The sequence below is a fragment of the [Bacteroides] pectinophilus genome, assembly GCA_025146925.1.
In the GTDB taxonomy this organism is placed as follows: Bacteria; Bacillota; Clostridia; order Lachnospirales; family Lachnospiraceae; genus Bacteroides_F; species Bacteroides_F pectinophilus.
Window position 1 is genome coordinate 448643 of record CP102260.1, and the last position, 14920, is coordinate 463562.

Below are 14920 nucleotides of genomic sequence, written 5' to 3' on the forward strand. Positions count from 1 at the left end.
TATGATAAAGGGAAAACAGAGTATCGAATTTGAAAACACGCCATATGTTATAGGATATGCATGTACTGCAGGGAAAAAGGAAGGCGAGGGCCCGCTTGGAAGCTATATAGATACAATAAGTGAAGATGCCATGTTTGGTATGCAGACATGGGAGGAGGCGGAGAGTCATATGCAGAAGCTTACGGCACAGACACTGCTTGATAAATCAGGACTTACAGCGGAAGATATCAGATATATATTTGCAGGAGATCTGTTAGGGCAGCTTATTGCAACTTCGTATGGAATAATGGATCTGCAGATTCCGCTGTTTGGTGTGTATGGTGCATGTTCGACAATGGGAGAGACAATGGCACTTGCGTCAATGAGCGTGGCTGCCGGATATGCCCCGAAAGCTGTAGCACTTGCGTCAAGCCATTTTGCAAGTGCTGAGAAGCAGTTCCGATTTCCTCTTGAATACGGCAATCAGAGACCGCTTGCGGCAACATGGACTGTTACGGGATGCGGAAGTGTTGTCTTAAGTGAGGATGACAGTATGCATGACGGAAGCGGAAAGAGGGCACATATAAGGGTTGCCGGCATAACAACCGGGAAGATAGTAGATTACGGAGTGAAGGACAGTATGAATATGGGGGCCTGCATGGCGCCTGCAGCGGCTGAACTTATTGCGCAGAATATGTCAGACTTCGGTGCGGGTGATGACTATTATGACCTGATAATAACGGGGGATCTCGGCCTTGTTGGCAGGACCATAATACTCGACCTGCTTGAGCGTAAGGGAATACACATAGAGGACAGATATTCTGATTGCGGAATAGAGATATTCGACGGAGATAAACAGGATACGCATGCCGGCGGCAGCGGATGCGGCTGCTCAGCGGTAACACTGTGTGCAAAGATACTTCCCATGATAGAACAGGGAAGGCTTGGACGTGTATTGTTTGTGCCGACGGGAGCATTGATGTCTCCGACAAGCTTTAATGAGGGCAAATCAGTTCCCGGAATTGCACACGGAATTGTGCTGGAGCATGTGTGAAAAGAGGAACAGCTATTTGTGTCTGCGGAGTGGAGGATTAAAATGGAAAAATATGTAATAGCTTTTATTGTTGGTGGATTTATATGCGCAGCGGTTCAGGTGCTTATGGAAAAGACGAAGCTTATGCCGGGCCGCATTATGGTGCTTCTGGTGTGTGCCGGTGCAGTACTTGGTGCCGTAGGACTGTATCAGCCGTTCACAGACTGGGCAGGTGCAGGGGCAACTGTACCGCTGCTTGGGTTTGGCAATGTATTGTGGAAGGGTATAAAGGAAGCTGTAGACAATGACGGAGCTTTGGGACTGTTTAAGGGGGGATTTACAGCCGGAGCCGTGGGCTGCAGTGCTGCACTGATATTTGGATATCTGTGCAGCCTCATCTGCAATCCTAAGATGAAGAAGTAGATTTGGGAGTCTTAAGAGAAAATACAAATTCAGTTCCGACACCCTCGGTACTTATGACGTCAATACGTTCACCGTGGGTCTGTATAATCTCACGGACGATGGCAAGCCCGAGGCCAGAGCCTTTTTTGTCACGTCCGCGGGAATTATCCGTCTTGTAGAAACGCTCCCAGATTTTCTTGAGGTCGTCCTTTGGAATACCGATGCCGTTATCCTTCACGGAGATAAATGCGCGTCCGTTCTTCGTGGTTGTTGAGATTGCAATAAATGAATCCGGATGGCTGAACTTTACGGCATTGTCAACAAGATTGTATACAACCTGCTGGATCTTCTCCATATCTGCGTGAACCATGAGCTGCCTTGATGAAAATGTAAGCTTAAAGGTAATCTTTTTCTCTGTACATACGCCCTCAAACGTCTCAATAGTGTGACGTATAACATCATTAATGTCAAAATCACTGTAATTAAGACGGACACTCTTAGGGTCAAGGTCATTGAGAGTAAGCAGATTATTGGTGAGCTTGGTAAGGCGCTCGGTTTCGAACAGGACAATTCCGATATACTTCTGATGAAGCTCCGGAGGGATTGTGCCGTCAGACATTGCTTCAAGGTATCCCTTTATGGATGTCAGCGGAGAACGGAAATCGTGCGATATGTTGGAGATGAACTTCTGCTGGAACTTATCCATCTCATTAATCTCGCTGCTCATGTAGTTAAGGGATGCACCGAGCCTGTGAAGCTCATCACCCGGGGCAAGGTCGATGCGGTAATCAAGATTGCCTTTGGAATATTCGTCAACACCTTTGATAATCGCCTTAAGTGGTCTGTGAATCATTATGAAATAAAACGCCACGAAAAGAAGGATAAGCATCATCATAATAATAAATGTCACATAGTTGGTGTTAAATGTTGTATATACCTGCGAACGGAGTGTGCCAAGCGGTATGTGTATGGCTACATATCCCTTGACAGTGTAAGCGTTGGTAATCGGAGCCATAACGCTCAGCATATCCTCACTGAAATAATCAAAAAAACGTCCGGACTGGGAATAGCGGCTGCCGCTTCTTGTATAGTCAAAATCATTGAGCCGGACGCTGTTCTGGCCTGTAATATCGCGGGATGTATCCATGAGAATGTTGCCGTCAGTATCTATGAACATAATACGTTCACCTGATGCTGAGGCAACGGTTATCATCTCACTTCTGATAAGCCTTATTTTCTCGTCTGAAAAATATGTGCTGGCATAATCTTTGGATATCGAGACAGCCTGATTATACATCTGTTCAGTCTTCGACTCTATAATGGCACGGTAATCAAGGGAATAACAGATATTGCTGATTAATATAAACCCTATACAGCCTACAAAGATGTAGAGCAGCAGGAACTTCTTAAAAATAGAAATATGCATGGCAGACTACTTTACCTCGAACTTATAACCAATTCCCCAGACAGTTGCAATTGACCATTGTTCATGATCCTTTATCTTCTCGCGCAGACGCTTGATATGGACGTCAACGGTTCTTGTATCTCCGAGATATTCATAACCCCAGATATGATCAAGAAGCTGTTCCCTTGTGAATACCTGATTAGGAGATGATGCAAGGAAATAAAGCAGCTCAAGCTCCTTTGGGGGCATCTCAACAGGGGTACCGTCATATATGACAGAATAGTTGGCAAGATTGATTGAAAGACCGGGATATTCAACAGTCTTAGCATCTGCCGCTGTATCAGCCTTGGGCTGCTGATAACGTCTGAGTACTGCCTTGACACGCGCAACAAGTTCCTTTGAATCAAATGGCTTTATCATGTAATCATCAGCACCGAGCTCAAGTCCAAGAACCTTGTCGAATGTCTCACCCTTTGCGGAGAGCATTATTATCGGGAGATTATTGTTCCTGCGTACCTCTCTGCATACCTGATATCCGTCCATGCCGGGAAGCATAAGGTCAAGAATCATAAGATCCGGTCTGAACTCGGTAACTGCCGCAAGTGCTGCTTCGCCGTCATGGACGGTCATTGTCTCAAAGCATTCCTTGGTAAGATAAAGTGCAATAAGTTCTGCAATGTTTTCGTCATCATCAACGATAAGAATTTTCTGTTTTGCTGCCATTAAAACCCCTCCATTAATTCATCTGCCTGAGATTTATTTAAACTCTACGATAGTAACGCCGGCATCTCCTTCGCCCTGTTCACCGAGGCGGAATGACTTGACATAAGATATTCCTTTAAGATAGGCGGCAACGCCATTGCGGAGCGCACCTGTGCCTTTGCCATGAACAATGCGTACCTGAGGAATTCCGGACAGATAAGCGTCATCAAGGTACTTATCAAGCTTAGCGACAGCTTCATCGACCGTATATCCCAGAAGATTAATCTCGGGAGATATGGACGAGGATTTGCCCATCTTAATGCTTCCGCTTCCGCCAAGCCCTCCGGCAGGCTTGCGGCCCGTACGGCTGCCTTTGCTGATTGCATTGCCAAATGCATCCTCTTCTATAATCTCAAGGTCGGAAATATTAACCTTGGAACGTATTATTCCCATCTGAACAAAGAGGTTACCCCTGGCATCGGGACGTGTACTTACTGTTCCGACAAGGTTCATGCTGAGAACCTTGACGCGTGTACCGAGTGTGAACTCGGAAGGCTTATGAACCTTACGCGGCTCTGCAGGCTCATCTTTCTTCCTGCCGGCACTGATACGTTCTCTTGTTGAATTCATCTTGTCACGGACTTTGGTACGGGACTTCTCAAGTTCCTGTACAGTCATGCCATGCTTATTCATCACACGGATTGTCTCGTCAGCGTAGTCCTTCGCCTCCTGAAGAATCCGGGCAGCTTCGGTTGAAGCCTTATCAAGAATGCGGTCACGCTGCTCATTGAACTTTGCACGCTCAGACTGAAGCTGTGTCTTAAGACGCGCAGCTTCCTCCTTAAGCTCAGCCACCTCACGGCGTTCTTCCTCAAGTGCGATTCTCGAGCCCTCAAGGTCTGTAAGAACATCTTCAAACTTAACATCCTGAGTCTCGATACGGTTCTGTGCATCATTGATAATATAATCTGACAGTCCTAATTTGCTTGATATTGCAAATGCGTTACTCTTGCCGGGAACACCGATAAGAAGTCTGTAGGTCGGACGAAGTGATTCAACGTCGAATTCACAGCATGCATTCTCTACGCCCGGAGTTGAGAGTGCATATACCTTAAGCTCACTGTAATGTGTTGTTGCTATGGTTCTTATTCCACGCTTATGCAGATTGGCAAGTATTGCCGTAGCCAGTGCAGCGCCCTCTGTCGGGTCAGTACCGGCACCAATCTCATCGAAGAGAATAAGAGTGTTGCGGTCTGCGTATCTTAATATCTTAACTGTGTTAGTCATGTGTGATGAAAATGTACTGAGGCTCTGCTCAATACTCTGTTCATCACCTATGTCTGCATAGACCTTCTTGAATACGGCAAGCTCTGAGTTGTCAAATGCCGGAATATTAAGTCCTGACTGTCCCATAAGAGTAAGAAGTCCTACCGTCTTAAGCGAAACAGTCTTACCGCCAGTGTTGGGACCCGTAATTATGAGCAGGTCAAAATCTCTGCCGAGCCATATGTCAATAGGTACGACATGATGCGGCTCAATAAGCGGATGACGGCCTTTCTTGATGTTGATATAGCCGTTCTCATTCATGACAGGGCGGCTGCATTTGTAGAAACGTGACAGTGAAGCCTTGGCAAATGCAAAGTCAAGCCGGACAAGAGATTCCTGGTCAGTAAGAATTGCATCGGCATACTCAGCACAGTGAGAACTGATTCTTGCAAGTATTACTTCAATCTCAGCTTCTTCCTTAAGCGAAAGTTCCTTAAGGTCATTATTAAGCTTAACAACGGACATTGGTTCAATGAAAAATGTTGAACCTGTTGCAGACTGGTCATGAACCATTCCCGGAACATTGGACTTGTATTCAGCCTTGACAGGCAGACAATAGCGTCCGTTCCTTGTGGTTATGACGTAATCCTGAAGATATGTGCGGACTGAAGCTGAATTAAGAAGTGATGTTAATTCAGTATGAATCTTATCCTGCCCGGCTTTTATCTTACGCCTGATATCCTTAAGATTCTGGCTTGCATCATCGCTTATCTCATCCTCGCTTAAGATACACCTCTTAATTTCCGCTGCCAGAGATGTAACCGGGTCAAGTGATTCAAAGAGTGGCGTGAGGGAATCCGCTTCTTCCTTATGACCTGCATAAGATGAAGCTCTGGCTGCGGCTTCAAGTATCGAACCGATATTAAGCAGTTCTCTTGTGTTAAGGCTGCCTCCTGCTTCGAGACGCTTAATGCACATACGGCAGTCTGCAAATCCGCCAAATGATGGTGCACTGTGCGTAATTGAGCGGCCAAGTGCATCATTGGTATTGGAAAGAGCTGCCTCTATTGATGTAATATCAGTCATCGGCTGAAGCTCATGGCACATGCGGCGCGTCATATCCGTTGCTGCATAACCTTCAAGCTTTTCTGTTATTTTGTTATATTCAAGAGTCTTTAAAACTTTCTCGTTCATTATGAAAACACCTTTCTGAAAATACATATCCATTTTACCTTATAAGAAGCAAAAATGCCACAGATATTTGGAGGCCGGCGGCTAAATATTTACACTCAATTCATTATTTGTTCATAAATATATTATAGACTAAAGAAATGTTATAATGTATCAAAAGTACTGAATCTTGCGAGGTCATGAATGAAGTCAGCAGATAATAAGAAAAAGAATGCAAAAAACATCAAAGATAACAATGGCAGTACGGGCAGCCCGGAGTCATACAGTCTGTATACGGAGAATATAGTAGAAAAGCCATCTGTAAGATATCATAAGCTTATAAGATTCGCTGAGCTTGTGTGCTGTGCAGTAGTGTTTGGAATAGTGGCGGCAGTAGTATTTGTTGTGGTATATGAGAAGATTGAATCATCGGATAAGCCCGGCAGCAGTGCGGAAAGAACAGGAATAGTCATAGAAAAAGACGAATATCCTTATGAGACAGACAGCGTATCCGGAGAGACTGGTCAGGCAGAGCCGGAGACTTATGATGTAACAGGACAGCCGGGATTAGGACGGCCGGAATCAGAACAGACAGGTATTGATAATAATACTAAGGACACGCTGCAGAATATTATGCAGTCCGTAAGCAGATCGACAGTAAGAGTTACCGGAAGACAGAGCACGGATGAGCTGCAGTTCGGCACCGGGGAAGCTTCTGTATCAGGTGTCATCTTTGCAGAAGTAGATGCGGAATATTTTGTGATTACGGGATATGATGAAGTGGCAGATGCGTCACGGATTATAGTCAGGTTTGCAGATTCAAGTGAGGTCGGGGGACATTATCTCAAAGGTGATGCTGATACGGGAATAGCTGTTATAAGCATAAAGCAAAGCGACATGACACAGACAGCGCGCTCATACATAAAGTGTGCCAACCTTGGTAATTCATATATGGTGCGTCAGGGTGATACGGTTATAGCGGCAGGACGTATTCTCGGAGCTGATTTTGGAGTTAATCAGGGAATTGCAACGAGTGTTGTTAATAAAGACAGTCTCGTTGATTCTTATCTGGGACTTATATACACGAATATGGCAATGATATCAGGGGATTACGGATATCTGTTTGATGCTTCGGGCAACCTTATAGGAATACCTGTAAGAACGGGATTCAATGGAGTTATGTCATTCTATGGCATATCTGACCTTAAGGCACTTATTGAGGAGCTGTCCAATGGTTATACGGTTACATACTGCGGGATAATCGGAGAGAATATAACGGCAGATATGGCATCGGCATATGGACTTCCGGCAGGAGTGTATGTAAGGGAGGTCAAGGAAAATTCACCTGCATTTGAGGCAGGGATTCAGTCGGGTGATGTCATTACGTCAGTTAATGATGAAACTGTTTTGACATTTAGCACATTTAGTGAGAAAATATATAAGCTTAACAGTGGAGATAAGGCAACAATCAATGTTAAGAGATTAGGCAAGGATGAATATAAGAATATATTATTCAGTGTCACGCTGGGAAGCAAATAATTATTTATAGAATATAGACAGATGAGGCTTAAAAGATGAAGTTTATTGAGACTTTGAAAGATGGTGACAGGATTTCGGATATTTACCTGTGTAAGAATAAGGCAACGGCAACCACTAAGACAGGACGGGAATATGAGAGTGTTATACTCCAGGACAAGACAGGCTGCCTTGATGGTAAGATATGGGATCCTTCTTCAATGGGAATAGGCGAGTATGAGGCTCTTGATTATGTAGAGGTAAATGGTCTTGTGACAAGCTATAACGGGGCATTGCAGCTTAAGATTGAGAGACTGCGCAGGGTTGGGGAAGGTGAATATGACCCTGCCAATTATATGCCGGTAAGCCGTTTTTCAATTGATGATATGTACAACGAACTGCTTGGTTATATAAAGGGAATTAATAACGGATATATTAAGAAGCTGCTTGAGAGTTTCTTTGTTGAAGATAAGGAATTTATCGCAATATTCAAGAAGCGTTCGGCAGCCAAGAGCATACATCATGGGTTCATGGGGGGACTGCTTGAGCACAGTCTGAGTGTTACAAGGCTGTGCGCACATATCGCCAAGGCATATCCTTTTCTGAATGAAGATCTGCTTATAGCATGTGCGATGCTTCATGATATCGGTAAGGTGCCGGAGTTCTCGGATTTCCCGCAGAATGATTACACGGACGAAGGGAATCTTCTCGGACATATAGTCATGGGCGCTGAGATGGTCGGGGAAAAGGCGCACGGTATAGAAGGATTTCCGCCGATGCTGCTTACGGAGATTAAGCACTGCATTCTGTCACATCATGGGGAGCTTGAGTATGGTTCGCCTAAGAAGCCGGCACTTGCAGAGGCAATGGCACTTAGCATGGCAGACAACATGGATGCCAAGTTAGAGACAGTCAGAGAGATATTCGACAGTAAGGAGGGCGGCGACTGGATGGGATATAACCGCCTGTTTGAGAGTAATATTAAGAGAACAAAGGTGTGAACTGCATGATTAATAAGAATGATGTTGTAACGGTTAAAATCGAAGATATAAGTTCAGAAGGACAGGGAATAGGAATTATACGTGATGAATCCACAGGCGCAGATGCCTGTGGATTTGTTCTGTTTATTAAGGATACTGTGATTGGTGATGTAGTTGAAGCCAAGGTGATGAAGACTAAGAAGACATACGGCTACGCAAGGCTTGTAAGAATTATAGAGCAGTCACCTGACCGTGTAACGGCAAGATGCCCTGTCGCAAGGCAGTGCGGCGGCTGCCAGCTTCAGGAGATGAGCTATGAGGCACAGCTTAGGTTCAAACAGAATAAGGTTGCCAATAATCTGAAGAGGCTTGGCGGACTTGGCGAGGCTGACTATGTCATGCATCCGATTGTCGGAATGACAGCACCGGATGAGCCGTATCATTACCGCAATAAGGCACAGTTTCCGGTAGGCTGTGACCGTGACGGCAATATTAAGATAGGATTTTATGCGGGAAGAACGCATGACATTATCGACTATATGGACTGCTGTATCGGTGATCCCGTGAATAAGGATATTCTGCGAATCGTCAGACAGTGGATGACTGATAATAATATAAAGCCATACAACGAGGAAAATCACAGCGGTGTTGTGCGGCATATTCTCATCCGTACAGGCAGGGCGACAGGTGAAATCTGTGTATGCCTTGTAATCAATGCGGATAAGCTCCAGCGGTATGATTCACTTGTCGGTGAGCTTGCCAAAATCGATGGCATGACTTCAATCATGATAAATGTAAACCGCGAAAAGACCAATGTAATTCTAGGCAGACACTGCGAGACACTCTGGGGCAGACCTTATATAGAGGACTGCATAGGTGATGTGCGCTACCGCATTTCTCCGTTATCATTTTATCAGGTTAATCCTGTCCAGACTAAACGTATGTATGACAAGGTTCTTGAATATGCTCAGCTTACCGGCAATGAAGCTGTATGGGATCTCTACTGCGGCATCGGAACAATCTCGCTTTTCCTTGCAAAGAATGCGAAAAAGGTATACGGCGTTGAGATAGTTCCTCAGGCAATTGAGGATGCAGGGAATAACGCGGCACTCAATAATATAGATAATGCACAGTTCTTTGTCGGAAAGGCAGAGGAGGTAGTGCCTGAGTTCTATAAGAACGGTGGAGAGGGTGATACGGATTCTGCCAGGTCAGGGGCGGATATGCTAAGACCGGACGTTATCGTTGTAGACCCTCCGCGCAAGGGCTGTGACACATCACTTCTCGATACAATGCTTGAGATGGCACCGCCAAGAATCGTCTATGTAAGCTGCGACTCGGCTACACTCGCACGCGACCTTAAGTACCTTCGTGAGAGTGGCAGGTATGAGGTCAGGGATGTGCAATGCTATGATAATTTCTGCCAGGGAGTGCATGTGGAAACGGTAGTATGGATGTCGCGCGTTAGCAATGAGCCACGCACAGACCGAGCATAAGGTGCTTTGGAAGCTTGCTCACAAAGGAACTGTTATGCGATGGGCTGTATGCGGCGAATGCCGTGGATAAGCGTAGGAAGCTTTGCTTCCGTAGCGCATCCAGCGTGGCGTAAGACAAATTAAAAAACATAGATTCCGGGCTTTTTCGGAGGTTTGGATTTGAAGCCTGACTTCTGAAAAAGCTCGGTTTTCTTATATGGAAACATATCTACTGTAAAATGTTTGTCAGGTTGTAACCTCGGATTAGATGTCACAATTTGAGGCAGTGGATTAGATGTTAAGAGAGGTTATACAAATCGGAATTTGTGGAGAGATTTCCTGAACTTTCCTTATTTTTCAAGGCTTTCAGCCTCTTAAATAGTGAAATGATATGTATTTTCCCTTATTTTTGCCCTTGTGAGATAATCGTAAGGGAAATAAGGGAAATTTCTTTTAGTCATTGCCTGCCACCTTGTCGAGAAGCCTTGCTGAATCACGCTTAGCTTTTCTGGTGGAGTGAGCATAGATATTCATAGTGGTACTGACATCTGAGTGTCCTAACAGTTCCTGCACATCCTTTGGAGCAGCTCCGTTTGCAAGCAAGTTGCTTGTATAGGTGTGTCGCAACTTATGAAAATGAAATCCTTCAAATCCATCTAGTTTAGCGGAAACTGACCGGCACACAAGACCAAGTGTGCTTGGTAATTCAAGGCAACCATCCGGTCTTAAGCATACAAAGGATATTTCCTTATATTCTTCAGGAACATCCTGTGTTCCATCCAGATGATAATATTCATAATACACTCTGTTTTTGTCCTGCACTTCTTTGTAGTAATTGCAGTGATAGAGTTCACCATACTGCATCCGGTTTTTAAGCTGTTCTTTTCTTGCTTCTTTCAGTATGCCTGCTAGAGTATCTCCGAAATCAACAATTCTTACCTTTTTACGTTTGGTAGGTCCAATGATGTTCTTGTGTCTGGCTCCATCATAACGGATACTTCTCTTGATAGTCAGGTATTGTTCCTCGAGATTAATATCCTGCCATGTAAGACCACAAACCTCACCAATACGAAGTCCTGCATAATATGCTATCTGAATTGGCAGTATTGCTGGGGGATTTTTTTCTTCAAGGTATTTTATTAACCTCTGATAATCTTCGTGTGAGATTGGCTGAACACCTTCCTCAAAGTCATCATCCGAAAATAAATCCACATCCTCTGCCTGTTTTTTCAGCTTGATATACTGCATTGGATTGAAAGTAATTAACTGTTTTGGAAATACTGCAAATCGGAAAGCCTGCTGTAATACAGCGGAAAATGAATGAATATAATCCTTGCTGTAGCCCTTTTTGACAGTTCCATCCGGATATTCGCCACCAAATGTCAGTAAATCAAAGAATGACTGTAAATGTTGTGCAGTAACATTCTTTAACTTTCTGTCAGCAATAGGATGTTTCTTGATAACTCTGATTGCACCAAGGTAGTTTTCAACAGTTCCATTACTTAATGTACCTGTTTTCAGTTCTTCCTCAGACCATAAATCAAGTAAATCTCCTACAGTGAGATTATCCATCTTAGCAACAAATCTTTTATTCTCATAATCATCCATTGCCTGACGGAGCAGTTTTTCCGTTTCACTCTTGCTTTCTGTTCCAGCATATTCTTTCTGAACCAGATTGCCACTTTGATCTTCTACATAGAAGCGGTAGTACCATTTCTTTCCTTTTTTTCTTACAGATCCTTTTGCCATAATCGTGTTTCTCCTTTCGATATTCGACAATCGGAACTGATGAAATGCTTCTTGCGTGTAGGCATCTTATGGACAAGTCCATAAGCCAATTCGCCGCTCGTCAAATCTGTAAACAGTTTGACTCGCTTGGGCTCATTGTATCATAACTCCGGTTGTCATTCTATACCGAGTCGGAATTATCTTCTAAGAGATTGGATAATCTTTGCGCCGCCATATCCGGATTCTTGGAATATGTTCTTATGATGTCAGCTATGTCATTGAATGCATTAACAGAGTGGGTTATCTCTCTTAAAAACATTATCTCATTGTATTCCTGATTGGATTCAAACCCCATCTTGGCTGCCACATCTGCATATTCTGTGTTTCCCTTGAAATTATTGCAAGCATTTGTAAATGAATCAGCAAATAGCTTGTATTCGTTTAATATTGCCAGCAACAGGTTCTTGGCGAAATCTCCATCTGCATTATCAAGGTTTGTTGGAAGATTTTCGATAATACCTGTCATAGCGTCTCTTATAAGAAGTTCTTTCTTATCTGTTATATCTGTTTCGTAGCTGTCAGTTTCGCCTTTAAGCCATTCCACAGATACATGAAGTGCTTCTGAAAGTCCTTCAAGTACCATCTTCTTGGTATTGTCGATTGTTCCAGCTTCATAACGCTGTATGGTGGAAGCGGTGACTCCCATCTTGTCTGCAACATAAGGTTGTGTAAGGTTTAATTCTGTTCTGCGGCTTTTAGCCCTCTCACCGATAATCCGGCGAAGTTCCTTATCCTTCATGTTGTCTGCCTCCTTTTCGGTTATTCCTTTCGGTATGTTCATACTATATCATATAAAAATTAAAATTGCAATATGCAATGATATAATTATTTTTGTAATTTCGTAATGCTTGACAATAAAATATAAAAGCGATATACTGACAGAAAAATAAATTGCATAATGCAATTTGAAAGGAGACGATTAAATGACGGAAAGAAAGATTGCTTTATCTATAGAAGATGCTGCCGATTATACAGGAATTGGAAGAAACACCCTGAGAAAACTTGTTGAGTGGGAAAAACTTCCTGTTCTAAAGGTCGGAAGAAAAGTTCTCATAAAGACGGATATGCTGGAAAAGTTTATGGAAGTCAACGAAGGCAGAGACTTGAGAGATAAGACCAGCGTAAAAGCAGTCACAAGAAAAGTGACAATTTAAAAGAGGCGGCTTCTAATGAAACCGCCCCTGATATATCAGACCGAAGCCATGATATACCTACACGCAAGAGGATTATAACATGTGCTTCTTCTGATATGCAACAACCAATTAACGGAATGGAAGACTGACAAATCACAAGATATCAAAGCCCTCGGCGTTTGAGAGCGAAATACACCCCTCGCACAAACCTGCGGTTTATGCTCAGCGTATTTCGCCCTTGCAGGGAGCAAAGCCACGCAGGCGTGACTTATACAAATGCTGTCGCATTTGGTTATGTCGGATACGGCAATAAGCCAACAACAATACCACTTATATTATCTGTTCATCTTTCATTCCAATTATCAGAGGAAGGAGAAGAAAGCACATTGACAACAAGACATTCATTTATACAGATGACCAAGCTGTCGAATGTCCGGGGAAGAATCACCTATATATCAAGCCATGCAAAGCAGGAACATCTGTATGCGGTTTATGAAACAACTGACAGAAGTTATTGGACGGAGCTTGCACGATGCAGCCAGCAGGAATTTAAGAAAAGCGGTGTTGATGGAAAATGTATCGAAGCAAGGGAGCTTATCATTGCCCTGCCTGAATTACTTTATGAACAGGGAATGCCCGATATGCTGCTAAAATCGTTTACGGATAAATTCAAAGAAAAGTATGGTGTGGAATGTGTTGCAGCACTTCACCACAATAAGCGTATGACAAATTTCCATATCCATCTTATCTTTTCTGAAAGACAACTCCTTGCAGAACCTGTCATAAAGACTGCCACAAGGAATATGTTCTATGATGAACATGGAAATCATGTACGAACCAAGAAGGAAATCCTTGATGAAGCTGGCAATATCCGCAAAAGATGTAAGGCTATCAAAAAAGGCGAGGTTTATGAGAAGAAGCTGTTTACCTCTAAGAATACGAGGTTTAAGCAGGAAGATTTTCTGGACGAGGTAAAATTATTTTACACCAGAATGATAAATCGCTGGGTAACGGACGAAAAAGATAGACTTACAGTATTTGACCGTAATGGTCCATATCTTGCTACCAAGAAGATTGGTAAGAATAATCCCAAAGCTGAACAGATTGAGAAGGATAATAAACTGCGGATGGACTGGAATCGTGAAGTTGACAGGGCTATCATAAGCGAGGTTTCTATGGATGATATTCTACAGATAAAGAGGGAACATATCACAGAGCCAGTAAAGAGGTCGATTGAGCGATACGGCAATAAGCCCGAAATGCTCTCGCTTATCCTGAATATGGCAATAGCAGAGCTGGTACTGCTTATCACAAAGGTGCTTGAGGCTATAAAAGGCATTCACAGTAGGCTGCAACGTGAAAATGCTCCCGAAGATAAAAACAAAGCCCAAAAGCAGGACAACGGAATACTTACAGCAGATGCTTTACCGCCAGAGCCTGTTATGACACCGGAAGCAGCCGCCTATCCGAAGTTAAAAAAGATAAAGACAGAACTGGACAGCCAGAATGCCATTATCTTTGAAGCTGAGAAACTAAGAGGCAGTCTTGAAATAGAAATGTCAAACTTAAAGGGACTGGCGAAGCTCACCAGAAAAGGTGATTTACAGAGAAAGATTGACGAAAAGACGGATTATATCAACCGATTAAAGGTAGGACTCTCAAACATGGTTCGTAATAGCGGTTTTGAAAACATGAACGAGTTCCTGCTGACATTCAGAGAATGCAGGAATGCTTATACGGATTATCAGAGACAATACGAAAGCTGGAAGAATGCCTGCAGAAAACCGGATACACCTACGCATAAGGATGAAAAACTGTCGGATAAACTTGCAAGACTACAAAGGGAAGCCGCTGAAAACCAGAACAGTATCAGCAGGCAGACAAAGAACAGAGGGGCAAGATAATATGCCCTTTGTTTTATATTCTTTTGACGGAATTACGATAGAATATTGGAACTTAGCATGATATAATAATAGAAAATTTTTAGGAAGAGGTGAGAACGATATGAAAATTATCCGAGATAACTACTCAGTACAGTTGATGTAAACTGTTGGCAGATTGTGCTGAGGTTA

Annotated in this window: 12 protein-coding genes; 7 read left to right on the forward strand and 5 right to left on the reverse strand. The window is 43.4% G+C overall.

The window, feature by feature from the left end:
* Nucleotide 1 precedes the first annotated feature (1 nt).
* On the forward strand, nucleotides 2-1033 hold the full coding sequence (locus tag NQ488_02055; protein UWN96116.1) for a stage V sporulation protein AD: 1032 nt from the start codon (nucleotides 2-4) through the stop codon (nucleotides 1031-1033).
* 42 nt (nucleotides 1034-1075) lie between these two features.
* Entirely contained in the window at nucleotides 1076-1435 is a 360-nt protein-coding gene (locus tag NQ488_02060) for a SpoVA/SpoVAEb family sporulation membrane protein (protein UWN96117.1), read from the forward strand.
* On the opposite strand, the gene NQ488_02065 is transcribed toward NQ488_02060, so the two are convergent.
* Genes NQ488_02065 through NQ488_02075 form a run of 3 tightly spaced genes read right to left on the reverse strand, consistent with a single transcriptional unit; the run spans nucleotide 1419 to nucleotide 5981 of the window.
* Nucleotides 1419-2840, reverse strand: coding sequence for an ATP-binding protein (locus tag NQ488_02065; protein UWN96118.1), 1422 nt, complete (start codon nucleotides 2838-2840; stop codon nucleotides 1419-1421). The genes NQ488_02060 and NQ488_02065 overlap by 17 nt on opposite strands.
* A 6-nt stretch (nucleotides 2841-2846) precedes the next feature.
* Nucleotides 2847-3542, reverse strand: coding sequence for a response regulator transcription factor (locus NQ488_02070; GenBank protein UWN96119.1), 696 nt, complete (start codon nucleotides 3540-3542; stop codon nucleotides 2847-2849).
* Between the two features lie 33 nt (nucleotides 3543-3575).
* A complete protein-coding gene (locus NQ488_02075; protein ID UWN96120.1) occupies nucleotides 3576-5981 on the reverse strand; it encodes an endonuclease MutS2 in 2406 nt (801 codons plus the stop codon).
* Between the two features lie 180 nt (nucleotides 5982-6161).
* On the opposite strand from NQ488_02075, the gene NQ488_02080 reads away from it, so the two are divergent.
* From NQ488_02080 to rlmD, 3 genes are read left to right on the forward strand one after another with little or no spacing between them, the layout of a single operon-like run.
* On the forward strand, nucleotides 6162-7496 hold the full coding sequence (locus NQ488_02080) for a S1C family serine protease (GenBank protein UWN96121.1): 1335 nt from the start codon (nucleotides 6162-6164) through the stop codon (nucleotides 7494-7496).
* A 35-nt stretch (nucleotides 7497-7531) separates the two neighbouring features.
* The gene (locus NQ488_02085) at nucleotides 7532-8473 is read left to right on the forward strand and encodes an HD domain-containing protein (protein UWN96122.1); all 942 of its coding nucleotides are present in this window, start codon (nucleotides 7532-7534) and stop codon (nucleotides 8471-8473) included.
* A gap of 5 nt (nucleotides 8474-8478) precedes the next feature.
* Nucleotides 8479-9948, forward strand: coding sequence for a 23S rRNA (uracil(1939)-C(5))-methyltransferase RlmD (gene rlmD, locus NQ488_02090; protein ID UWN96123.1), 1470 nt, complete (start codon nucleotides 8479-8481; stop codon nucleotides 9946-9948).
* A gap of 432 nt (nucleotides 9949-10380) precedes the next feature.
* Here the strand turns inward: rlmD and NQ488_02095 are convergent, their stop codons facing one another.
* Nucleotides 10381-11676: a site-specific integrase gene (locus tag NQ488_02095; protein UWN96124.1), complete on the reverse strand. Its 1296-nt coding sequence runs from the start codon at nucleotides 11674-11676 to the stop codon at nucleotides 10381-10383.
* Between the two features lie 160 nt (nucleotides 11677-11836).
* On the reverse strand, nucleotides 11837-12454 hold the full coding sequence (locus tag NQ488_02100; GenBank protein UWN96125.1) for a helix-turn-helix domain-containing protein: 618 nt from the start codon (nucleotides 12452-12454) through the stop codon (nucleotides 11837-11839).
* Between the two features lie 184 nt (nucleotides 12455-12638).
* Between NQ488_02100 and NQ488_02105 the strand changes: the two genes are divergently transcribed.
* Nucleotides 12639-12869: a helix-turn-helix domain-containing protein gene (locus NQ488_02105; GenBank protein ID UWN96126.1), complete on the forward strand. Its 231-nt coding sequence runs from the start codon at nucleotides 12639-12641 to the stop codon at nucleotides 12867-12869.
* A gap of 197 nt (nucleotides 12870-13066) precedes the next feature.
* A complete protein-coding gene (locus NQ488_02110; GenBank protein UWN96127.1) occupies nucleotides 13067-14752 on the forward strand; it encodes a MobA/MobL family protein in 1686 nt (561 codons plus the stop codon).
* Nucleotides 14753-14920: the final 168 nt, after the last annotated feature.